We start from the raw sequence: 21,077 nt of genomic DNA, 5'->3' as shown, positions 1-21,077 counted from the left end.
CGCCTTCTATTGGGCGCCCATGTCGGTGGTCGCCAGCAGTGCGATATTGCTTTCCGTCATCGTCTCGCCTGACACTTCTCCATTGATGCGCCCCTCCCGCATCACCAGGACGCGGTTGCAGATGCCGATCAGTTCCTGCATTTCCGACGAGATGACGATGCAGGCCTTGCCGGCGGCCACGAGTTGCTGGATGAAGACGTAGATCTGTGCTTTGTTGGCAATGTCGATGCCGCGTGTCGGCTCATCGATGATGACGACGGACGGATCGGCGAGCAGCACCTTGGCGAGCAGCAGCTTCTGCTGGTTGCCGCCGGAAAGCTGGCTGGCCATGACGCGCAAGCTTTTCAGCCTGATATCATAATCCCGGACCGCGATGTCGAGCGCGCCGGACTCGCGGCGGTTACGCATGAGAAGGCCCGGATGGAAACGAGCCAGGGCCGAGAGAGTGAGGTTCGGCGCCAGCCGTTCCTGCAGCAACAACCCCTTGCCCTTGCGATCCTCGGTCAGATAGCCGATGCCGGCGTCGATCGCCTCGCGCGGCGAACGAATGTGGATCGGCCTGCCCGCGAGCTCGATGCTGGCTGTTGCGGGCCTGAGCCCGATAATGCCCTCGAAAAGTTCGGTACGCCCCGCCCCGATCATACCGGCAAAGCCGAGGATCTCGCCTTTGTGCAGGGTGAAGGAAATATCGTATGCAAAGCCCGACACGCTGGCATTTCTCACGCTCAGCATTGGCTCGGCAGTGCTGACGGGGGCCTTCTCTGGATAGAGAGCGGTCAATTCCCGGCCGACCATCAGACGCGCCATATCCATCTGGCTCAGCGTCCGACCGGGAAAGGTGCCGACCATCTTGCCGTCGCGCAGGACCGTGACCTTGTCGGCCAGCCGCTGCACCTCGTCCAGCCTGTGGCTGATATAGAGCACCGCGATGCCCTGCGATTTCAGCTTGGCGATGATGCCGAGCAGCCGCTCGACTTCCTCGCCGGTCAGAACGGCTGTCGGTTCGTCGAAGATGACCACCCTGTGGTGGTCGAGCAGCGCCCGGGCGATCTGTACGAGTTGCCGATCGGCGAGAGAGATCTTGCCCACCAAGGCATTGGGCGAGACCATACAGCCGATCTCGGCAAGCTTCTCGGCTGCATGCCGGCGCATGGCCCGGTCATCCATGATGCCGCCCCGGATGAGTTCGCGGCCAAGGAAAATGTTCTCGGCGACCGTCAGGGCCTCGGCGAGCAGGATCTCCTGGTGCACGAGTACGATCCCCGCGTCCTGTGCCTGATCGGGCTTGGCGAACCTGACAGGGCTGCCGCCCATCGACAACATGCCGGCGGTCGGTTCGTCATAACCGGAGAGCAACCGCATGAAGGTGGACTTGCCTGCACCATTCTCGCCAATGATTGCGTGGATCTCGCCGGGCAGGATGTCGAGGGTAACATCCGACAGCACCGTCACAGGACCGTATTGCTTGGAAAGGCCTTGCGCGCGCAGCACCGGCTCGCCGTCCTGACGCAACGGGCCATCCCTGTCGATGCTGACGGCAACGGACATGGCGTGGCTCATTCGAATGCAGGCAACAGGCGGTCGCGCGAATGTTCGATGTGGACACGCATCGCCTCTTCGGCAGCCGCCGCATTCCGGTCAGCGAAGGCGGCGAGGATTGCTTCGTGTTCGTCGAGTGCCTCCTCGGTGACGCGCGAGTGGAACATCAGGCGGAAGATGTGGAAGTGGGTATGCTGGAAACCGAGTGTCTGGCGGATCAGCTCATTGCCGGCGAATTCCAGGATCTTGTCGTGGAAAACGGCGTCCTGACGAGCGAAATTGGAGTAGCGCAGGCGCTCGTCCTTGCCCTCGCGGCGCGCCATGACGCCGGCTGCCTCCTGCAGAATCTTCAACTTGCCGGCATCCATCGAGGCCGCGGCCCTGGCCGCCCCAGGCGGTTCGAGCAGCAGACGAAGTTCGTAGAGTTCGTCGAAGCGGCGACGCGTGATCTGGGGCGCGGCGCGATAGCCGATGAGATGGGTCTTCACCACCAATCCTTCGCCCTCGAGCCGGCCGAGCGCTTCGCGAATGGGGGTCTGCGAGACGTTGAATTCCTTGACCAGGGTGTCCACGGTTATCCGGGATCCGGGAGCGATCTTCAGCGCCATCAACTGCGCATAGATCGCCTCATAGACGTCCTCCACCAGGCTGTTGGCGCGCTGGATCTGGTTGCTGGCAACGCCTGTTTCGCCCGGCTTGGTCAAACTCGTATTCTGCATGCTTTGCCTCTTGACACGAGCAATCGCTACCACGATGCTTCGCGCAATTCAATCCTATATCCTATAGGATTTTATATAGAAAATGCGGAAAGGCATTTGTGGGCGCGGCGGCGATGAGCAGTAGGAGGCTACGCGACGAGTCTAAGGCACTGATTTTGGATGGTTTTATTTGATCCGCATCAAAGCGGCGGACGAGATTGCCTCCACTACCCGGCAAGGCCGGCTCTGAAAAGGGCGAAGTGCCGGTCGCACCTCGGCATCTTTTGCTCAGTTTCCGCAACGCTCTTTCCGGTGGCAAATCACGCTCATCGGCCATCAGAGGATCTGCAAATATGACGCTGTTCGCCGCCATGAGGCTGCCGCGCGAGATCTTGTTCGGCAAGGGCCAACGCCATGCCTTGCCCGTTGTCGCGGCCAGACTTGGCCGGCGGGCCCTGATCTGCACGGATGAGCGTTTCGCCGCGACTCGCCTCTTTGATGAGATCGCAGGGTCGCTCAAGGCCGCCTCAATCGATATGATTGTCCACGATCGCGTATTGCCCGACGTGCCGCGGGAGAGCGTTGCTGCTTGTTTGCAGGAAGCCCGTGCGTTCGGCCCAGACCTCGTCATTGGCATCGGCGGCGGCAGCTGCCTCGATATGGCCAAATGCGCAGCGCTGCTGCTCAGCCACGGCGGCAAGCTCCAAGACTACTACGGCGAGTTCAAGGTGCCCGGCCCGACCGTGCCGCTGATCGCTGTGCCGACGACCGCAGGTACCGGCTCGGAAGTAACCCCGGTGGCGGTGATCTCCGACCCTGACCGGACTTTGAAGGTTGGTATCTCCAGCCCCTACCTCATCGCCTCGGCCGCCATCTGCGACCCGGAGTTGACGATGACCTGCCCTTCGGGCCTGACCGCCATCGCCGGCGCCGATGCCCTGACCCACGCCATCGAAGCCTTCACTGCAGCCAAGCGCGGCGGGAACCCCTGTCTCCCACAACAACACGTCTTTATCGGCAAGAGCGCCTTGACCGATCATTTCGCCCTGCTCGCCATCAGGCTGCTTGGCCGCAGCCTGGAGAGAGCCTGCGTCGATGGTTCCGACGAGGACGCGCGCGCCGATGTGATGATGGGTGCGCTCGCCGCCGGCTGCGCCTTCGGCACCGCCGGAACGGCTGCTGCCCATGCGATCCAATATCCGGCCGGCGCACTGACGCACACGGCGCATGGCCTCGGGGTTGCGACGATGATGCCCTACGTCATGAGCTACAACCGCTCGGTTTCCGGGGACGAGATGGCCGAGATCGGCCTGGCGCTCGGCTTGCCGGGTGCCGGCCTGAGCATCGATCAGAGAGCCGATGCCGCCATTCTGGAAATCAAGCGGCTGTTTGCGGCCATCGGCATCACGCCGACGCTGGCTGCACTCGGCCTTGCGGCCGACAAGCTCGACTGGACCGCCGAGCAGGCAGTGAGCATAGAGCGGCTGATCAAGAATAACCCCAGGCCTCTCGACCTTAGCGCCATGCGGCGTCTCGTCCAGGCCGCCTATGACGGCGACCTCGCGGCCTCCGCCCTTTGAAGATACAGGAAGAAGCTCCATGAACGCTCTCGACCAGACCATCCCGCGCGATTGTCGGACGCTTGATTTTCGGGCCTTCTCGCAAGGCCTCTACATCGATGGCGTCTGGCGGCAGTCCTCGAATGGCAAACTGATCGATGTCGTCGATCCCTCGACGGAGGCCGTACTGGCCGCCGTGCCGGATGCGAGCCTGGAAGATGCTGCCCTGGCCGTCCAAGCCGCAGCGGCCGCGGCCCAGGGTTGGCGGGAAACCGCGCCGCGCCGGCGCTCTGAGATCCTGCGTCGTTGCTTCGAGCTGATGGTTGAGCGCTCGGAAATGCTTGCGACCCTGATCTCGATGGAGAACGGCAAGGCCCTGCGGGATGCACGCGGCGAGGTCGCCTACGCCGCCGAATTCTTCCGCTGGAACGCCGAGGAAGCCGTCCGTATCACCGGCGAATTCGGCACGGCCCCTACCGGCGCCAACCGCATCGTAGTGGATTATCAGCCGATCGGCATCTGTGTTCTGATCACACCTTGGAACTTTCCGGCGGCCATGGCGACGCGCAAGATTGCGCCCGCCCTCGCCGCCGGCTGCACGGTCATCCTCAAGCCCGCAAGCGAGACGCCGCTGACGGCCTATGCACTTGCAGCGATCTATGAGGAGGCCGGGATTCCTCGCGGAGTGGTGAACGTGCTGACGACATCGAGGCCTGGCGAGATCACCTCGGCCATGTTGGCCGATGCGCGCGTGAGGAAGCTCTCCTTCACCGGCTCGACGCATGTAGGCCGCTCACTGCTCGCGCAAGCGGCTGGGCAGGTGATCTCATGTTCGATGGAACTCGGAGGTAATGCCCCCTTCATCGTCTTCGATGATGCCGATCTCGAGGCGGCGCTCGACGGTGCCATGGTCGCCAAGATGCGTAACGCAGGCGAAGCCTGCACCGCGGCGAACCGCATTTATGTGCAGTCGGGCATGCATGACGCGTTTGCCGAAGGATTATGCAAACGGATGGAGGCTCTCAAAATAGGCACCGGCGCGGATGCTTCGACGGAATGCGGACCCATGATCACCAGCAAGGCCGTCAAGAACATCGAGCGCCTGGTCCGGGACGCGGTCGAAGGCGGCGCCCGATTGCTGTGCGGTGGCTCGCTTCCCTCTGGCAGGGGCTTCTTCTATCCACCGACAGTGCTGTGTGATGTCCCGGCAAGCGCGACGATGCTGCATGAGGAAATTTTCGGTCCGGTCGCGCCGATCATGCGGTTCAAAGACGAAAGCGAGGTGATCGTTCGGGCCAACGACACGGAGTACGGGCTGGCAGCCTACATCTTCACGGGTGACCTCGCACGTGGCATGCGGGTCGCCTCGAAGATCGAGGCAGGCATGATCGGCCTCAACCGCGGGCTGGTTTCAGATCCCGCAGCGCCCTTCGGCGGGGTCAAGCAAAGCGGCCTTGGCCGGGAGGGTGGCCAGCATCACGGCATCGCGGAGTTCATGGAGGCGAAATATATCGCCGTCACCCTATGAGCGCGGGCGACCCCTTCCGCATCCGGGACCATGTGGCCGATTTCGACGATATCGTCGCCAATATGATCAGCCGCAGCGAAGCGACCCGGGCCGTCATCCCCATGCTCGCCGACATTGCCTATGGACAGGGGCCGGACGAGACAGTCGACCTCTTCTTTCCACCAGGCCCCAGACATGCATTGCCGGTGCACATGTTTATCCACGGCGGTTATTGGCGGATGTTTTCGAAGCGAGACCATTCCTTTGTCGCCGCTACCATCACCGAGGCCGGCGCCATCGCGGTCATCGTCGACTATGCGCTCATGCCGGCCGTCAGGATGGCGGCGATCGTCGAGCAGGTACGGCGGGCGAAACAGTGGGTGATCGAGAACATTGCGAGTTACGGTGGAAATCCCTTGCAACTGACGATCAGCGGCCATTCGGCCGGAGCGCATCTGTCGACGTTCCTTTTCCACCACACGCAGTCACCATCGGGCATCCGCGCGGCCTTCCTGCTTGGCGGCCTCTTCGATCTGAAACCCCTGCAATCCTCTTTCCTGCATCCCGAGATCGGGATTACCGACACCGAAGTTGCGGAATTCTCACCGCTCGGACATCGCCATGATCCGGAAACATACGTCGACATTCTGGTGGGAGCGGAGGAGACACCGCCCTTCCATCAGCAGGCTGGCAATTTCGCGATAGAGTTGAGACGTCAAGGCTTGTCCGTCTCAAGACGGCGATTGCCGAGGCGCAATCACATGAGCAGCGTTAGAGATCTGGGCGCAACAGGTAGCGCAGCCCATGGACGCTTGAGCAGGTTGATCATGACGGAATGGCATTGACCCCATGGTGGACCGCTTTGAGCAAATCGGCATATCGAACGATATGCGCGCCCCAAAGCCGAAATGTACTTGTTTGTGCACGCTACGACCGATCGTGGCGTGACCAGGCAGTGGCCTTGTCGATAAATGCGAACTCTTGTTCGGCAGCGTATTCGTGTTCGCATTCGGCTGTTTACACTCTTCACTCAGTCCCTATCGTCATTTGCCTGAAGACCTCATCCCGCCTTACGAGAAGGTGAAAGAGCGCAGCTGCGATATGAACCAAGACCAGCGCAAAGAAGGCCATCGCAAGATAGAAATGAGCGTCCCACAGCAGTGCGTGCATTTCGCGACTGGCGGGAAGGATCGGCGGCAGGCGCAAGCCGCCCGCCAGAACGATGGGGTAGCCCGCTGCGGACATCATGGCCCATCCGATCAACGGCATCCCGATCATCAGCAGATAGAATGCCAAATGGGAGAGATATGCCGCCAGTTTCATGGGCGCCGGCAGATCATAGGGCAGAGGAGGTGCGCCTTTTCTCAACCTGACTGCCAATCTGAGGAGTGCGAGCACTAGGATGGCGACGCCGAGAACTCTTGTGAATGGATATCAGGGACAGATAGTCAGGCCCGATCATCCTCACCATGGCCACGCCGATGAATAGCATGGCGAGAATGCAAATTGCCATCGCCCAATGCAGCAGCCGCTGCAAGAGCGAGAAGGAGCCGATAGCCGCTGTCATCGCTTTGCTCCTTATCGAGTGGGATAGCTGCCGGCTTCGGCCGTTCGCCTGTCGAACGAGACGGCGTAGGCCGCGGAACGGGCTGCTGGGAATGGGTCGTCCGAGGTGCGGATGCCGTCAGGGAGCACAGTCGGATCGAAATTGATATCCCGGCATGGCCCGTGATCTTCGGCGACGATCTGCGTGGCGGTAAGCGTTCCCACGTCCACCGCCTTCCGATCATTCGGCCAGGGTTTGCTTGGGTCCGCAGTGGGATCGCCCGGATTAGCCAAAGTAACGACCATCTTCCATTGAACGGGCCCCGCCTTCACTCTTTCGGCGATTTCCTGCTCGAGGAAATCAGCATTGCGCTTGGCCAGATCGTCCGGTGCGATGGCGGTTGCGGGCCCCGTGGGAACCAATGACCAGCGAACCGCCTGCTCCGCGCCTGCCGCATTGGTGAAGACGAAGCTGTTCAGGCTGTTGAAACGATCCTCAGCGTAGCTTGCCGTCCACGGCGCACTCTTGGCCCAGCCGCCGAACGCTGCGATCTCAGGATGGGCACCTGCGAAACGCTTCATCGCCTCCGGGTCCTTGCTCGCCGACGCGACCAGGAGCTCGTAGAATGCCCCCGGCGTAGAAACCGGGAAGAATGGCGGATCAATCATGGCGCTGCGCCATTGCTGGCCGTCGGCTCCGGTGATCTGAACCCCAATCCCCCTCACCCGGACCGTGGCATCGCTGGCATTCGGATCCGGAGTACCGAGGTTAAGGCGACCGACGACCGCATATTTGCCGGCAGCCAACATGCTTGCCTTCGACAAACTAGTGCCGGAGCCGTTTGCCTCGAACTCTCCTGTGAAACAGATGCCCTTCGCATGATTGCGCCGGTGGCCGGGCGCCGCCCCTGATGCGGGTGCGAGAGCGTCGACAAGCTTCTGCGACGTTAGGGCGTGAGGTGAAAGCCAACCGGCAGTGTAGGCAAAGGCGGCGCCTCCACCTGCGACGATCACGCCAATAATCGCAAAAGATAGCCAGCTAGAATAGGAGGACGTCGGACCTCGTGACATCGCAACTCCTTAAGCCGAATTCTGCGACGATGAAGTGAAAGGGCAATTTCGTTCGCAATCGCCGAAACATTTCTCATTCATCTCCCGAGGGTGAAAGCAAGTCAAGCAGGAGAAGGAGGATGGGGCACCGGGGCAAGAGGCTATTTTAGAAAGCAACACCCATGCGCTAAGACGCAGCAGATCAACGCGTCTTTCGAGCGTCGGCATGATGGGGGCGGCGCGAAGCGACCGATGAGGGTGCAGCTTCCCAGACTCGATCGTTTGACGCGGGGCCTTCAGCCGGCTTCGACAACGAACATCCTCGCTTGCTGAGCTTCTCGGCGTTCGGCCTTGCGCGGTACGTCTTTCTCCGAATTGTAGAAGCCTAGCGCTTGGGCCAGGGTTGCAAACTCAAACACGCCAGCCATTGGGAGAGGCGTCTCATCGCCTTCGAGCACCTGCGCAACAGGGCCAAAGTGCAAAATACGCCCGCCCGCCTCTTGTAACGCCGCCTGGAATCGAGGGGCGAGCGCCGCCTGCTTGGCGGGGTCGATGATACGCAGATTGACATGCACGTACGCTGGCATGGGCACCATCATGCACGCCGAGGGCAACGCTATTCAAGTGACCTGACCGATCGGGAGTGGGCGTTGATCTACCCCTTCCTGCCTGAACCGAGACCGATCGGGCGCCCTCGCACGACGGATTTGCGCGAGGTCATGAACGCGATCCTCTATCTGGCATCGAGCGGCTGTGCATGGTCGCTGCTGCCTCGGGACTTTCCGCCGTTCACGACCGTCCAGCGCTATTTCTACGACTGGCGTGATCGCGGCCTCCTGAAAACGATCAGCTATCATCTGGTCGCGGCAGCGGGCGACCTGGAAGGCCGAGAGGCCAGCCCGACTGCTGGCGTCATCGATAGCCAAAGCGTCAAGACCACACAAAGCGGCGGCATCCGGGGCTTCGATGCTGGCAAGAAAGTCCAAGGCCGCAAGCGCCACATCGTCACCGATACGCTTGGCCATCTGGTCGGGCTCGTGGTTCATGGTGCCAACATTCAGGATCGCGATGGGGCCGTTGCCGCGCTGAACGACATCCGTCATCGCTATCCCTGGTTGCGCCATGTCTTCGCCGATGGCGGATACAGCGGCGGAAAACTCAGGCAACGGCTGTGCAAGATCGGTTCCTGGACACTCCATATCATCAAGCGCTCCCACCAGGCGCGGGGCTTCGGGGTCTTACCGCGAAGATGGGTGGTCGAGCGAACCTTCGCCTGGCTCGGCCGCTGTCGCAGGCTCGCGAAGGACTTCGAGAAAACCATCCAAAGCGCAGAAGCCTGGGTCCTCGTCGCAAACCTCAGGCTCCTCACCAGACGCATCGCAAGATATTGCTATCCCTCATAGAGTTTCGAGTCGGGCTCTTACATTTTTCGGCGGATGACAACCTGGAGCATCTCTTTATCGAGGCTGAGGTTGGCCACGAAGCGCTTGAGCCGGACATCCTCTTCCTCCAGTTGCTTCAGACGCTTCATCTCCGACGGCATGAGACCACCATATTTGCTGCGCCACCTGTAGTAGGTTTGGATCGAAATGCCGGCCTTCCGGCATACCTCGTCGAGTGCCGTCATCAGCCTGTTTGAGAATGAACGCGATCTGCTGCTCGCTGAATCTCGACATCTTCATCCGCGAATTCCCTTGTTCGGCGTTAGCCAAACCTAGCCGGGAATTTCTCACCAAATTCGGACCAGTTTCTGGGGCTCAGGCCAAAGGCAGTCCTTGTCACAGCGCCGGTATTCAAAACGTGGCAACAGAACCATTTCGCGGCCCCCGCGAGGTGCCTCAAGTTCATACTCGATCAAGTCATAACGAAATTCAATTTTCTATCTCCCACGCCAGCCCATACGTTCCGCCGTGCTGGCGTAATTCCGATTTCATCTCATGATCGCGCCTGAATTTGGGAGGGAGAAAGCTTGATGAAACCTTCACGGAATCGTTTCCGGATTCTGGCGTCGGGGCTCGCGGTTTTGTTTTGCCCGGCCATCGCGCAGGCAGAGGAAAGCCTGTCGATCATGAGCTTTGGTGGGGCCTACCAGGCTGCCGAACGCCAGGCGGTGTTCGCGCCATATACAGCGCAGACCGGCATCCACATCATCGAACAGGAGTACGGCGGCGAGATCGCGAAGATCAAGGCCATGATCGAGACCGGTAATACCACGCTCGACGTGGTGGATGTCGACGCGCCGACCTTGCGGCAGGGGTGCGACGAAGGCATTTACGAGTCTATCGACTGGACCCAGATTGGTTCGCAGGATGATTGGATCGAGGGTACGACCTCGGAATGTGGAGTCGGCAACATCGTTTATTCCACCATCCTGGCGTTCGACACGGAAAAGCTCGCCGACGGGCCGAAGACGATTGCCGACCTCTTTGACACTGAGAAATTCCCGGGCAAGCGCGGCCTCTGGAAAAACCCGGTGACCAACCTTGAATTCGCGCTGCTGGCCGACGGTGTCGACAGTTCCGACGTGTATTCCCTGCTCTCCACCAAGGAAGGCGTCGACCGTGCCTTCGTCAAGCTCGATACGATCAAGAAGGACATCCTGTGGTGGGAAGCCGGGGCGCAGGCAGCACAGTTGCTCGCTTCGGGCGAAGTGGTGATGACGACGGCGTGGAACGGCCGCATCCACGACGCCAACAAGGAAGGTCGCAAGTTTGCAATCGTCTGGGACAACCAGATCCTGGACTCCATGTTCTGGACGATCCCCAAAGGAGCCAAGAACATCGAAGGTTCGATGAACTTCATCAAGTTTGCGGTGCAGCCCGAAATCCTGGGGGCGACCACCAAGTACATTCCCTATGGACCGGTTCGCAAATCGGCCAGCGGTTTCGTCGCAGCGGAGGACGAGGCGAACCTGCCGACCAGCCCCGCGAACATGACCACCTCCCTCTTGTTGGACAACGGCTTCTGGGGTGACCACGGCGACGAAATTCGCCGCCGGTTCATATCCTGGCTGTCACAGTAGCGATCGAAGCGCCTGGCCATGAACATCAAGGCTCAGTCCTCAGGGTACCCCACTGTCCGCAACCCGATGTCGAAGGGATCAGCTGACAAGGACCTGGTTCGCTTCCAGTCCGTGCGCAAGTCCTATGACGGCATCCACTTCGTGGTGAAAGAGCTCAATCTGTCGGTCCGGCAAGGTGAGTTCCTCACCATGCTCGGCCCTTCGGGATCGGGGAAGACCACGACGTTGATGATGCTGGCGGGCTTCGAAAGGCCAACGCAGGGTCGCATCCTGCTCGACGGGAAGCCCGTCGAGCAACTGCCTCCGGAGAAGCGCAACATCGGCATGGTCTTTCAAAACTATGCGCTATTTCCGCATTTGACCGTAGACGAGAACATCGCCTTTCCGCTGCGCTATCGCGGCATCAAGGGGATCGAGGCGCGGGATCGCATTCGCAAAGCCCGGTCGATGGTTCATCTAGACGCCATGGCCGAGCGGAAGCCGGCGCAGCTTTCGGGTGGCCAGCAGCAGCGCGTCGCGCTGGCGCGCGCACTCGTCTTCGAGCCGTCCCTGGTGTTGATGGACGAGCCGTTGGGCGCTCTCGACAAGCAATTGCGCGAGCACATGCAAATGGAGATCAAGCAGATCCAGACCTCGTTTGGCATCACGATGGTGTATGTGACGCATGACCAGTCCGAGGCGCTGACCATGTCGGACAGGATCGCTGTCTTCCATGACGGCGTCATCCAGCAACTCGCCGATCCGGTTACGCTCTACAACGCCCCGGAAAACAGCTTCGTTGCCGGTTTCATAGGCGAGAACAACGCCATCGTCTGCGACGTTCAGGAATGCGGCCCCCTCAGCGTCGTGAAGGCGCAGGACGGCACGCTGATGACGTGCGTCGCCCCAACACCGGAGGACGTCGGCAGGGACTTGCGGCTTATGATAAGGCCCGAAAAGCTAAGGCTCGCCGGCACGGAGGCGACAGGTCGCTCCAACGTCTTCTCGGGACAGGTCCGTGAATCCTTCTTTCTCGGCGATCACATCAGGCTGAGGGCAAGCGCTCTTGGGCAAGACAATATTTCCATCCGCCTGACTGCGTGGGAGGGACTTTCCTTCCAGCCGGGCGACACGGTGAGGCTGGCCTGCAACGTCGATGACTGCCTGTTGCTTCGGAGGCAGGCATGACCGCGGGGTTTCACGACCGGATCGATGTTTTCCTGGCGGTCAAGCGCGCCGAACGCCCTGCGCGGCGCGCTGCCTTCGCGCTGTCCTTGCCGCTACAGAGCTTCCTCCTGCTGGCTTTTTTCCTGCCGATCGCGTTTCTGCTGATCGCCGCCGTCGGCAACCCTGAAACACGACAGATTCTGCCGCAGACGCTCGGAGCCCTCGAGGGTTGGGACGGTTCTCAAATCCCCCCGGACGCAGTGTTCGAGGCATTCGAAACCGACCTGAAGGCAGCTCACGCAAATCGCACGGCCGCACTGCTGGGCAAGCGGCTCAACTACGAAATTTCCGGAAGCCGCAGTGTCGTTGTCGCCGCCGGGCGCCTGGCGGCGAGCGGGCAGAGCGGTTCTTTCAAGGATGCGCTGCTGGCATCCAATGCCATCTGGGGGAACGTCGAAATCTGGTCCGTCATCAAGCGTAACGCCACGGCAGTCACGCCCTACTACCTCTTGATGGCGCTGGACGTGACCCAAAGCGCGGACGGTTCGTTCCGATGGGCGGACGAAAACCAGGGAATTTTCCTGGGGGTGCTTAGGCGGACCCTTTTGATAGCTTCAATGGTGACCGTAGGCACGCTGCTTATGGGCTATCCGGTTGCCTACGTCCTGACACTTGCACCGAGAGGGGTTGGCAGCGTGATGCTGTTGATGGTGCTGCTTCCGCTCTGGACATCCCTGCTCGTCAGGACGACGGCATGGGTGGCGCTGCTGCAGACCGATGGCGTCATCAATGATGTTCTGATGTTCCTGGGTTTGATAGACGAGAAGGTTCAGCTCATCTACACCCGCCTAGGCACGGTGGTCGCCATGACCCACATTCAGTTGCCCTTTACGATACTGCCAATCTACAGCGTCATGCGCGCGATCAATCCTTCGCATGTACGCGCCGCGCGGTCGCTCGGGGCCGGGCCGCTGAGCGCCTTCTGGCGGATCTATGCACCGCAAACGCTTCCGGGCGTGGTGGCCGGCTGCCTGATGACCTTCATCCTGTCGCTTGGCTACTACATAACTCCCGCCCTCGTCGGCGGCGCCAACGACCAGATGGTTTCCAATCTCATCTCCATCTATATCAACCGCGAACTGAACTGGGGAATGGCCGCCGCTCTCGGCGTCGTCCTTCTCACCGTCACGGTCGCAATCTACGTGCTGTTCCTGCGCTTGGTTGGCGCGGACAAGATCCGGCTAGGATGACAGGCAATCATGTGGCTTCCAACATACGCAATGCCAGCGGAGCGGCTGGGACGCGTCTGCGTCGTCCTTTTCGCCTGCTCCGTGCTGGCTTTCCTTATCATGCCCCTATTCGTGGTCGTGCCGCTTTCCTTGTCGCACGATCCCTTCTTCAGCTTTCCCATAGCGCGCTATTCGTTGCGCTGGTATGAGGATTTCTTCGGCAACGAACGCTGGATCAAGGCCATCGCCAACAGCCTGGTCGTGGCACTGGCCACCACCGTGCTGGCCGCGGCGCTCGGCACGCTCGCCGCCCTGGGCATATCGCGGCGTGATTTCCCGTTCCGCAGGCTGGTCATGGCGATCCTCATTTCGCCGATGATCGTGCCGGTGGTGATCGTGGCGGTAGGTGCCTATCTGTTCTTCGGCAAGCTTGGCCTGACGGACACGAAGCTCGGGCTGATCCTGGCGCATACCGCGCTGGCCACGCCCTTCGTCGTCATAACCGTGACCGCGACGCTGTCGACCTATGACACCAACCTCTCGCGGGCGGCGCGTAGCCTCGGCGCGTCCCCGGTTTCAACCTTCTTTCGCGTGACGCTTCCGAATATCGCAACGGGCATGGTGTCGGGCGCCATCTTTGCGTTCGCCACATCGTTCGATGAAGTCGTGATCGCACTTTTCCTGACTGGAGCGGAGCAGCGCACTCTGCCGGTGCAGATGTTCTCGGGGATCCGTGACCAGATCAATCCGACCATCATGGTCGCGGCCACCCTGCTGCTCGGGGTATCGACCCTGCTGTTCGCAACGGTCATGTTGCTGACCAGGCGCGCGAAGAAATCGTACGTCTGATGCGGCGGTGGCCAGAGAACCACACAGATGGGACCGTGCGGCGCGTCGCCCGAGCGCGCGGCTGTCAGTAAGTCCTGTGTACGTTATGATCGATGAACATGTCGGCGAACCGCGCCGCAAAGCTCTGAGTGGCGGAGCGGGCTCGGTCGCTGACATAAATGCCCACGACAGCATCCTCCAGACGCGGCAAGGATTTGTCGAGGCCGATCTGGCAGACCTTGTCGGACAGGACCCGCTTCGCCAATACGCTAACGCCAAAGCCGTTCGCGATTGCAGATTCGATGCAGGACTGGCTCGGGCTCGAATAAACGAGATCGAAGTTGCGTCCTTCCCGCTGTAGCGCGCCGAGCATACTGCGACGGTAGATGCAACCTTCGGGGAAACTGACGATGCGCAGCGAGTTCCTCGAGTGCCGCCCCGGGACTGCTGCCAACCCATGCCAGGGGTTCACGCCAAGTCATGAAGGCCGACTCTGCGGGACCGTCCGCTGTCATCGCGACCACGATGTCGAACTGGCCATCGCGCAGGCCCTTCAGCAGGACGTAGGACAGGTCGCAGACAACCTCGAAGGTGAAACCCGCCTGTTCGAAAGTCAGGCCGGCCATGAGCTTGGGCATGAAATGATCCGCATAATCGCTAGGTATGCCCAGCCGCAGCTTCCCACGCGTGTCGCGCCGGGAAATCCGCAGCATCATTTCGTCGTTCAGGAGCAGCATGCGGCGCGCATAGGTCGCCACGATCTCGCCTTCCTCGGTGAGGCAGACGCCGCCGGCTTCCTTGATGTCACGGCTGAAAAGCTGAATGCCGAGCAGGTCCTGCAGCCGCTTTATCTGGGAACTGATCGTGGGTTGCGTCCGACCGAGACGCTCGCCCGCGCGTGTGTAACCGCGCACGTCGATGATGGTGACGAACGTTCGCAGCAGATCTGTCGGAATACTCCGCATTTAAAGAACCTCGTCGTTTTGTGACTGTAACATTGGCCCGGCCGACTTCTATTCCGCCGTGCCCACGCCGTTACCCACGTTTACTGGTATAGGTGAACTCGTGACGCGGGCAAAGCAGTGTCGCTGTGAACGGTACATCCTAGAAAATCGACGGCGCCCAACCCTTTTGGATGGCGCCGACAGCTTTAGGCGGGGATGATGTTGTGCTCTGGACCGAAGGGGAACTTGGTGATGTTTTCGATGCCGTTCTCCTTAAGCACCACGATGTCATGCTCCCGATAACCGCCGGCGCCTGGTATGCCTTCCGGGATGGAGACCATAGGCTCCATCGAGACGACCATGTTGGATTGCAGGATGGTGTTGACGTCCTCCCGCAGCTCCACGCCTCCCTCGCGGCCATAGTAGTGGCACATGACACCGAAGGAGTGCCCGTAGCCGAACGACCTGTATTTCAGCAGGCCGTGATCGCGATACAACTCGTTCAGCTCGGCGGCGACGTCGCCGCAACGCGCGCCCGGCTTCAGGAGTTCGAGGCCGCGGCGATGGACCAGGCAGTTGACTTCCCAGATCCTGAGATGCTCGTCGGAGGTGTGGTCCAGGAACATGGTGCGCTCGAGCGCCGTGTAGTAGCCGGCGATCATCGGGAAGCAGTTCATCGACAGGATGTCGCCCTTCTGCAGGCGACGGCTGGTCACGGGGTTGTGCGCGCCGTCCGTGTTGACCCCGGACTGGAACCAGACCCAGCTGTCCATCAGCTCGGCATGTGGATAGACCTTCCCGATGTGGCGGACCATCGCCTGGGTGCCGGCCAGCGCAACCTCGTATTCGGGCACGCCTTCGGCGATCAGCGCCTTGATTGCCGCACCGCCAACGTCCGCCGTGCGGGCGCCTTCGGTAATGATGGCGATTTCCTCTGCGGACTTGATCGTGCGCATCCACATGACCGGCTGACCGATGTCACGGAACTCCACGTCCGGAAATGCCTCTTCCAGAAGTGAGCGAGTTTCCAGCGTGACATGGTCGAACTCGATTCCGATCCGCTTCACCCCCTTCAGCTGGCGCTGAAGCGCGTGGAAATAGTTGTCCTTGCGCCAATCCGTGTAGGTGATGTTGTCGCCGAAGGTCCTGCGCCAGGGCTGCCCGGCATCCACGCCGGCCGAAATGCTTGTCGCCTTGCTGTCCGTCACGATCAGGGCGTAGCGGCGAGCGAAGGAACAATAGATGAAGTCAGCGAAATAATTGATGTTGTGGTAAGATGTCAGCAGCGCAGCGTCGAGCCTCAGATCGGCCAGAATTTGACGCAGGCCCTCCTGCCGACGCTTCATCTCGGCTTCGCTGAAGGTAGGTACGGCCCTTTCGCCGTTGTGCATTTCCTGGAGCCGTGGCAGATCGTCCGATTGTATGCCTGCATTCATTTTCTGTGTCTCCTGAACGAGATGCTCCCACTGCGGGAGGTCGCTCAGCTTTTAGGAACCGCCGAGAAGGCGGTGAAATAGAAAAAGGACATGCCTTCATAGATATTTTCGTGAGGCGACGACCGAGGATATTGTCCGGTAGCGGGACGGATCAAAGAACCGGTTTTTGACACCTTGAGGTGTCTATTTCCCGGCGGGATGTGCTTTCGGCTGGGGATCTCGGGATGAAAAGCGCCGGCGTCGAACACCGTTGACCCATTCTGGGCTCCTCAGGCGAGACTGATGCGCTCCAGGTAGATGAAGCGACAGATATTGTAGACGAGATTGGCGACGCATTCGTCATCACGGTTCGCTTGATGCCGCCAGTGCGGATGAGGCACTTTCACGTTGACGCCGGCATCGGTTTTCGGGCAGTTCATCGCGGATGAATGAGGTTTCCCGTTCCCTCTATCGTGGTCATCGTTTCCCAGCCGAGGTGATTTCTCAGGCTGTCTGGCTCTATTTCCGCTTTCCACTCAGCCTGCCCATGGTCGAAGACCAGTTGGCCGCCAGGGGCATCATCGTCAGCCATGAGACCGTCCGGCGCTGGGCCGAGAAATTCGGACGGGATTTTGCCAGGACGATCGGGACTGTCAGGAATTTCGTGTGCGGGCTGGCGGTTGACCATCATGCCGCCATGGCCCTGATGAAGCGTTCGCCAAAGAGTACGGCGAATTGAGCTTTGGCCATGGCCCATTCACGGGCGGGCATTTTCCATTCTTTCTCCGATCGGTTCAAGATCAATACAGCAGCTTCGTGGCCGCTTCATCGGTGGGAAAATGCCCCCTTGCCCTTACCGCCCGGCGCAGCTTTGCATTGAGAGCTTCGATGGAATTGGTCGTATAGACAATCCGCCTGACGTCGTCAGGAAAGGCAAAAAACGGAATGATTTCCGGCCATGCCCGCCGCCAGCCCTGGCCGATGGCAGGGTAGCGCTGCCCCCAGAAGCCAGCCTCGAAGGCGGTCAGCGCCGTCTCGGCCGCGGTGGCGTCAACGGCTCGATAGATGGCCTTCAAAGCCGCCCCGAGGACCCTGCGATCCTTCCAAGCCACGAAGTCCAGCGAGTTGCGCAACAGGTGAACGATGCAGGTCTGGACCAGGGCTTGCGGGAACACGGCGTTGATGGCGTCCGGGAAGCCCTTGAGGCCATCGACGACGGCCAGCATGATGTCCTCGACGCCGCGATGGCGCAGCTCGTTCATCACCCGCAGCCAGAATTCGGCGCCCTCGTTCTGCTCCAGCCACATGCCCAGGACCACTTTGGTGCCATTGGCCTGGACGCCCAGGGCAATATGGATGGCCTTGTTGCGCACGATGCCTTCGTCGCGGATCTTGACCCGGATCGCGTCGGGGGCCGCTGTTGCCAGGCCGCAACCTCCTCAAGGACTGCATCGGTCACGGTGCTGATCAGATCCGGCGAAGCTTCGATGCCATAGAGCTCGCGCAGATGCCCCACGATCTTGCTGCTCCGCGCTGACCTTCGGTTCCCGCGTGCTCATGCCCCGCGCATACATCGAGATGATCTTGTCGTCGAAGCCGGGAAAGCGGCGCTGGTACTTGGCGATCAACTGCGGATCGAAACTGCCAGCCTGATCGCGCGGCACCTCGATCTCGATCCGCCCGATCTCGGTCATCACCGTCTTGCGGCCGCCTGTCAGCAACTGATCGAGAAGCTCCTTCGGTATCGCCGGTTCTTTCCGTCGTGACATACTGGGTCTCCCTTCTACCCATTATGCCAGCCCGCACACGAAATTCCTGACACTCTCCTTGGAGGTGCTCGGCCGGCGATAAAGTGCCTCGATCCCCATGCGTTTCATCAGCGTGGCTACGTGCAGGCGCCCCGCGACATGACCCTCGGCATTGAGAAGCCCCTGCAACATCCGGCTGCCGGCGAAAGGGTATTCCAGGTGCAGGGCGTCGATCCGGCGCATCAGAGCCAGATCGGCAGCCGGAACCGGCGGGGCAGATAGTAGACGCTGCCCCGGCTGATCCCCAGAACCTTCGCCTGCCGGCTAAGCGGTAGATCGTGATGACGCCCAATCATCGCTTTGCGCTCAGAAGCCCGGCTTTCCCGAGCGCGCCGGACAAAAAATTGTTCCTCAGGGGCAGCTCCCCGTTCTTCGCTTGCAACGTCTTCACGTCGACCGGCGCGGCAGGCGCTGCGGTCTTCGCCTCAGCGTCGAAGACGCCCGCGGCACCATCGAGAAGCTGATTGCGCCGTTGCGTGATCTGTTTCGGGTCCACGTCGAACCGCTGTGCCAGCTCGACGAGCGTCTTCTCGCCTTTCGCGGCTGCGAGGGCCACCTTCACCTTGAAGGCCGGCGTGTGGTTCCACCGCGGTCGTTTCGCCATGGTCTCTCCTGTCGCGGCCATCATGACGCCTTCAGGCCGAAACTCCACTTATCCGGACTGCCCAGTTTTCCCGAGCCAGCCCTTAAGCTGGTTTTCGGCAAAACCGATGCGACAACGAAGGCCTACGGCAGCGGATCCGATTCCGACCGAAGCACGCGATCATCGGATGCCTATAAGGTGTGACCTCGCCCAGTAATTGGTTCTCGCCGAGAAGACGGGATGGACCTTCGGTGTCCAAGCATCGCCCTCCCCGCAGCCGCTCCAGATCGCGGCATCCGCCCCCCTTCAGTTTGAAGCGAGCATCCCTTCGCTTGGCCAGATGAGCGAACGAAGGAACCATCAACTTGATTTTTCATATAATATGAATATTATGAAAAATAGACAGCGACCGAGGCAGCACCGCGACATCCGTGGCTGTCCACAAGGTCGGGGAATTTAAGAAACATCGAGGATGGGAATGCCCAGAAAACGCTTGTTGCGTTCCGCTGCGTGGTTTGGAGGCGAAGGCAAGAATGCCTTCATGCACCGTAGCTGGATGAAGAACCAAGGCATCCCGGACGACTCCTTCGATGGGCGACCGGTGATCGGCATCTGCAACACCTGGTCGGAGCTGACGCCGTGCAATGCCCATCTGCGGGCGCTAGCCGACCACGTCAAACGCGGCGTCTACGAAGCGGGCGGCCTGCCGTTCGAGTTTCCGGTGATGTCGCTCGGCGAGAGCAATATGCGCCCCACCGCAATGCTTTTCCGCAATCTCGCCAGCATGGACGTTGAGGAATCCATCCGCGGCAATCCGATCGACGGCGTGGTGCTGCTGGTCGGCTGCGACAAGACCACGCCAGCACTGCTGATGGGCGCGGCCTCGTGCAACCTGCCAACCATCACCGTGTCAGGCGGGCCAATGCTCAACGGCAAATTTCGCGGACAGGATATCGGCTCGGGCACGCATGTCTGGAAGTTCTTCGAGGAGGTGAAGGCCGGCCGCATGCCTGTGGCGGATTTTCTTTCTGCCGAGCAGGGCCAGAGCCGTTCGGCTGGCAGTTGCATGACGATGGGCACGGCCTCCACCATGGCCAGCATGGTGGAGGCGCTCGGCATCGGCATGCCCGACAACGCCGCGATACCGGCGGTGGATGCGAGGCGAAGCGTGCTGGCGCAGATGGCCGGCCGCCGCATCGTGGAGCTGGTGGACGAGGATGTGACGATGTCGCGGATCCTGACCCGCCAGGCCTTCGAGAACGCCATTCGCGTCAATGGTGCCATCGGTGGCTCGACCAATGCGGTGCTGCATCTCATCGCGATCGCCCGCCGCATCGGCGTCGACATCGGTCTCGACGATTGGGACGCGCTTGGACGCGACGTGCCGACGATCGTGAACCTGATGCCATCGGGGCGCTTCCTGATGGAGGATTTCTACTATGCCGGCGGCCTGGCCGCGGTGATGGCGGCGCTCGACCAGGCCGGATTGCTGCATCGCGACGTCATCACGGTCAGCGGCAAGACCATCGGCGATCTCGTGACGGGGGTGCCGAACTACAATGAGGACGTCATTCGCCCGCTGGACCGCCCGCTGACCCGCGAAGGCGGCATCGCCATCCTGCGGGGCAACCTTGCTCCCAACGGCGCGGTGATCAAGCCGTCGGCGGCGACATCAGCACTGTTGCAGCACCGCGGCAAGGCAGTGGTTTTCGAGAATATCGAACACTACCACTCCCGCATCGACGATCCGGATCTCGCCATCGATGCAACCTCCGTGATGGTTCTGAAGAATTGCGGCCCGCGCGGCTATCCAGGCATGGCCGAGGTCGGCAACATGCCATTGCCGGCTAAGCTGCTGAAGCAGGGCGTCTCCGACATGGTGCGCATCTCCGATGCGCGCATGAGTGGCACGGCCTATGGCACCGTCGTCCTGCATGTCGCACCGGAAGCGGCTGCCGGCGGTGCTCTGGCGCTGGTGCGCGATGGCGACCTCATAGAATTGGACGTCGCCGGCCGGCGCCTGGAGTTGCTCGTGCCTGAAGAAGAACTTGCGGCGCGCCGGCAAGCCTGGTCACCGCCGCCCATGCCGGTGGGTGGATATCAGAGCCTTTATGTCGAGCGCGTCCTGCAAGCCGACGAAGGCTGCGACTTCGACTTCCTGGTTGGCCGGCGCGATGCCGGCATTCCGCGGCATTCGCATTGAG

17 protein-coding genes and 5 pseudogenes are annotated in these 21,077 nt (G+C 61.0%); 10 read left to right on the top strand and 12 right to left on the bottom strand.

Features of this window, described 5'->3' with window-relative positions:
* Positions 1–6 precede the first annotated feature (6 nt).
* Positions 7–1,548, bottom strand: a complete 1,542-nt coding sequence (locus ACR9ZN_RS00600; protein WP_454818699.1) for a sugar ABC transporter ATP-binding protein — start codon at positions 1,546–1,548, stop codon at positions 7–9.
* Positions 1,549–1,556: 8 nt separating this feature from the next.
* Complete coding sequence (locus tag ACR9ZN_RS00595) at positions 1,557–2,258, bottom strand: GntR family transcriptional regulator (RefSeq protein WP_481271028.1); 702 nt, start codon at positions 2,256–2,258, stop codon at positions 1,557–1,559.
* A gap of 332 nt (positions 2,259–2,590) precedes the next feature.
* Between ACR9ZN_RS00595 and ACR9ZN_RS00590 the strand changes: the two genes are divergently transcribed.
* From ACR9ZN_RS00590 to ACR9ZN_RS00580, 3 genes are read left to right on the top strand one after another with little or no spacing between them, the layout of a single operon-like run.
* Positions 2,591–3,817 (top strand): iron-containing alcohol dehydrogenase, encoded by a 1,227-nt coding sequence (locus ACR9ZN_RS00590; RefSeq protein WP_481271027.1) that lies wholly within the window; start codon positions 2,591–2,593, stop codon positions 3,815–3,817.
* A gap of 19 nt (positions 3,818–3,836) precedes the next feature.
* On the top strand, positions 3,837–5,324 hold the full coding sequence (locus tag ACR9ZN_RS00585; protein ID WP_481271026.1) for an NAD-dependent succinate-semialdehyde dehydrogenase: 1,488 nt from the start codon (positions 3,837–3,839) through the stop codon (positions 5,322–5,324).
* Entirely contained in the window at positions 5,321–6,148 is an 828-nt protein-coding gene (locus tag ACR9ZN_RS00580) for an alpha/beta hydrolase (protein ID WP_481271025.1), read from the top strand. The genes ACR9ZN_RS00585 and ACR9ZN_RS00580 overlap by 4 nt, the downstream gene beginning before the upstream one ends.
* Before the next feature lie 181 nt (positions 6,149–6,329).
* On the opposite strand, the pseudogene ACR9ZN_RS00575 reads toward ACR9ZN_RS00580, so the two are convergent.
* The 3 genes and pseudogenes from ACR9ZN_RS00575 to ACR9ZN_RS00565 form a co-directional block, all read right to left on the bottom strand.
* Positions 6,330–6,870 (bottom strand): annotated as a pseudogene (locus ACR9ZN_RS00575) (cytochrome b).
* A gap of 11 nt (positions 6,871–6,881) precedes the next feature.
* Positions 6,882–7,919 carry a catalase family peroxidase gene (locus tag ACR9ZN_RS00570; protein ID WP_481271024.1) on the bottom strand — a complete coding sequence of 346 codons (1,038 nt, stop codon included), beginning with the start codon at positions 7,917–7,919 and terminating at the stop codon, positions 6,882–6,884.
* A 275-nt stretch (positions 7,920–8,194) separates the two neighbouring features.
* The gene (locus tag ACR9ZN_RS00565; RefSeq protein WP_481271023.1) at positions 8,195–8,485 is read right to left on the bottom strand and encodes a DUF1330 domain-containing protein; all 291 of its coding nucleotides are present in this window, start codon (positions 8,483–8,485) and stop codon (positions 8,195–8,197) included.
* Here ACR9ZN_RS00565 and ACR9ZN_RS00560 point away from each other — a divergent pair.
* The gene (locus ACR9ZN_RS00560; RefSeq protein ID WP_481271021.1) at positions 8,468–9,301 is read left to right on the top strand and encodes an IS5 family transposase; all 834 of its coding nucleotides are present in this window, start codon (positions 8,468–8,470) and stop codon (positions 9,299–9,301) included. The two genes, ACR9ZN_RS00565 and ACR9ZN_RS00560, sit on opposite strands and share 18 nt — an antisense overlap.
* A 23-nt stretch (positions 9,302–9,324) precedes the next feature.
* On the opposite strand, the pseudogene ACR9ZN_RS00555 reads toward ACR9ZN_RS00560, so the two are convergent.
* Positions 9,325–9,580 (bottom strand): annotated as a pseudogene (locus tag ACR9ZN_RS00555) (transposase); the annotation flags it as partial.
* A gap of 290 nt (positions 9,581–9,870) precedes the next feature.
* On the opposite strand from ACR9ZN_RS00555, the gene ACR9ZN_RS00550 reads away from it, so the two are divergent.
* Genes ACR9ZN_RS00550 through ACR9ZN_RS00535 form a run of 4 tightly spaced genes read left to right on the top strand, consistent with a single transcriptional unit; the run spans position 9,871 to position 14,144 of the window.
* Positions 9,871–10,920 carry an ABC transporter substrate-binding protein gene (locus ACR9ZN_RS00550; protein WP_454818715.1) on the top strand — a complete coding sequence of 350 codons (1,050 nt, stop codon included), beginning with the start codon at positions 9,871–9,873 and terminating at the stop codon, positions 10,918–10,920.
* An 18-nt stretch (positions 10,921–10,938) separates the two neighbouring features.
* A complete protein-coding gene (locus ACR9ZN_RS00545) occupies positions 10,939–12,087 on the top strand; it encodes an ABC transporter ATP-binding protein (RefSeq protein ID WP_481271020.1) in 1,149 nt (382 codons plus the stop codon).
* Positions 12,084–13,316 (top strand): ABC transporter permease, encoded by a 1,233-nt coding sequence (locus ACR9ZN_RS00540; protein WP_481271019.1) that lies wholly within the window; start codon positions 12,084–12,086, stop codon positions 13,314–13,316. Before ACR9ZN_RS00545 ends, ACR9ZN_RS00540 begins: the two co-directional genes overlap by 4 nt.
* 9 nt (positions 13,317–13,325) lie before the next feature.
* Complete coding sequence (locus tag ACR9ZN_RS00535) at positions 13,326–14,144, top strand: ABC transporter permease (protein WP_454818721.1); 819 nt, start codon at positions 13,326–13,328, stop codon at positions 14,142–14,144.
* Between the two features lie 64 nt (positions 14,145–14,208).
* On the opposite strand, the gene ACR9ZN_RS00530 is transcribed toward ACR9ZN_RS00535, so the two are convergent.
* From ACR9ZN_RS00530 to ACR9ZN_RS00515, 4 genes are all read right to left on the bottom strand, one after another.
* Positions 14,209–14,388, bottom strand: a complete 180-nt coding sequence (locus tag ACR9ZN_RS00530) for a hypothetical protein (protein WP_481271018.1) — start codon at positions 14,386–14,388, stop codon at positions 14,209–14,211.
* Positions 14,389–14,392: 4 nt separating this feature from the next.
* A complete protein-coding gene (locus ACR9ZN_RS00525; RefSeq protein ID WP_481271017.1) occupies positions 14,393–15,088 on the bottom strand; it encodes a LysR family transcriptional regulator in 696 nt (231 codons plus the stop codon).
* Positions 15,089–15,273: 185 nt separating this feature from the next.
* Positions 15,274–16,503 (bottom strand): aminopeptidase P family protein, encoded by a 1,230-nt coding sequence (locus ACR9ZN_RS00520; RefSeq protein ID WP_454818725.1) that lies wholly within the window; start codon positions 16,501–16,503, stop codon positions 15,274–15,276.
* Between the two features lie 269 nt (positions 16,504–16,772).
* Positions 16,773–16,922: a hypothetical protein gene (locus ACR9ZN_RS00515; protein WP_481271016.1), complete on the bottom strand. Its 150-nt coding sequence runs from the start codon at positions 16,920–16,922 to the stop codon at positions 16,773–16,775.
* A gap of 5 nt (positions 16,923–16,927) precedes the next feature.
* Between ACR9ZN_RS00515 and ACR9ZN_RS00510 the strand changes: the two are divergent.
* Positions 16,928–17,128, top strand: a pseudogene (locus tag ACR9ZN_RS00510) (IS6 family transposase); the annotation flags it as partial.
* Between the two features lie 41 nt (positions 17,129–17,169).
* On the opposite strand, the pseudogene ACR9ZN_RS00505 reads toward ACR9ZN_RS00510, so the two are convergent.
* Together ACR9ZN_RS00505 and ACR9ZN_RS00500 are read right to left on the bottom strand one after the other, a co-directional pair.
* Positions 17,170–18,251 (bottom strand): annotated as a pseudogene (locus tag ACR9ZN_RS00505) (IS256 family transposase).
* A gap of 57 nt (positions 18,252–18,308) precedes the next feature.
* Positions 18,309–18,894: pseudogene (locus ACR9ZN_RS00500) on the bottom strand (IS3 family transposase); the annotation flags it as partial.
* Positions 18,895–19,351: 457 nt separating this feature from the next.
* Here ACR9ZN_RS00500 and ACR9ZN_RS00495 point away from each other — a divergent pair.
* Positions 19,352–21,076: an IlvD/Edd family dehydratase gene (locus ACR9ZN_RS00495; protein ID WP_481271015.1), complete on the top strand. Its 1,725-nt coding sequence runs from the start codon at positions 19,352–19,354 to the stop codon at positions 21,074–21,076.
* The last annotated feature ends 1 nt before the right edge of the window (position 21,077 follow it).

The sequence above is a fragment of the Labrys sp. HAY1-8F genome (assembly GCF_056754975.1).
This window is presented reverse-complemented; position numbering and strand designations above follow the sequence as displayed.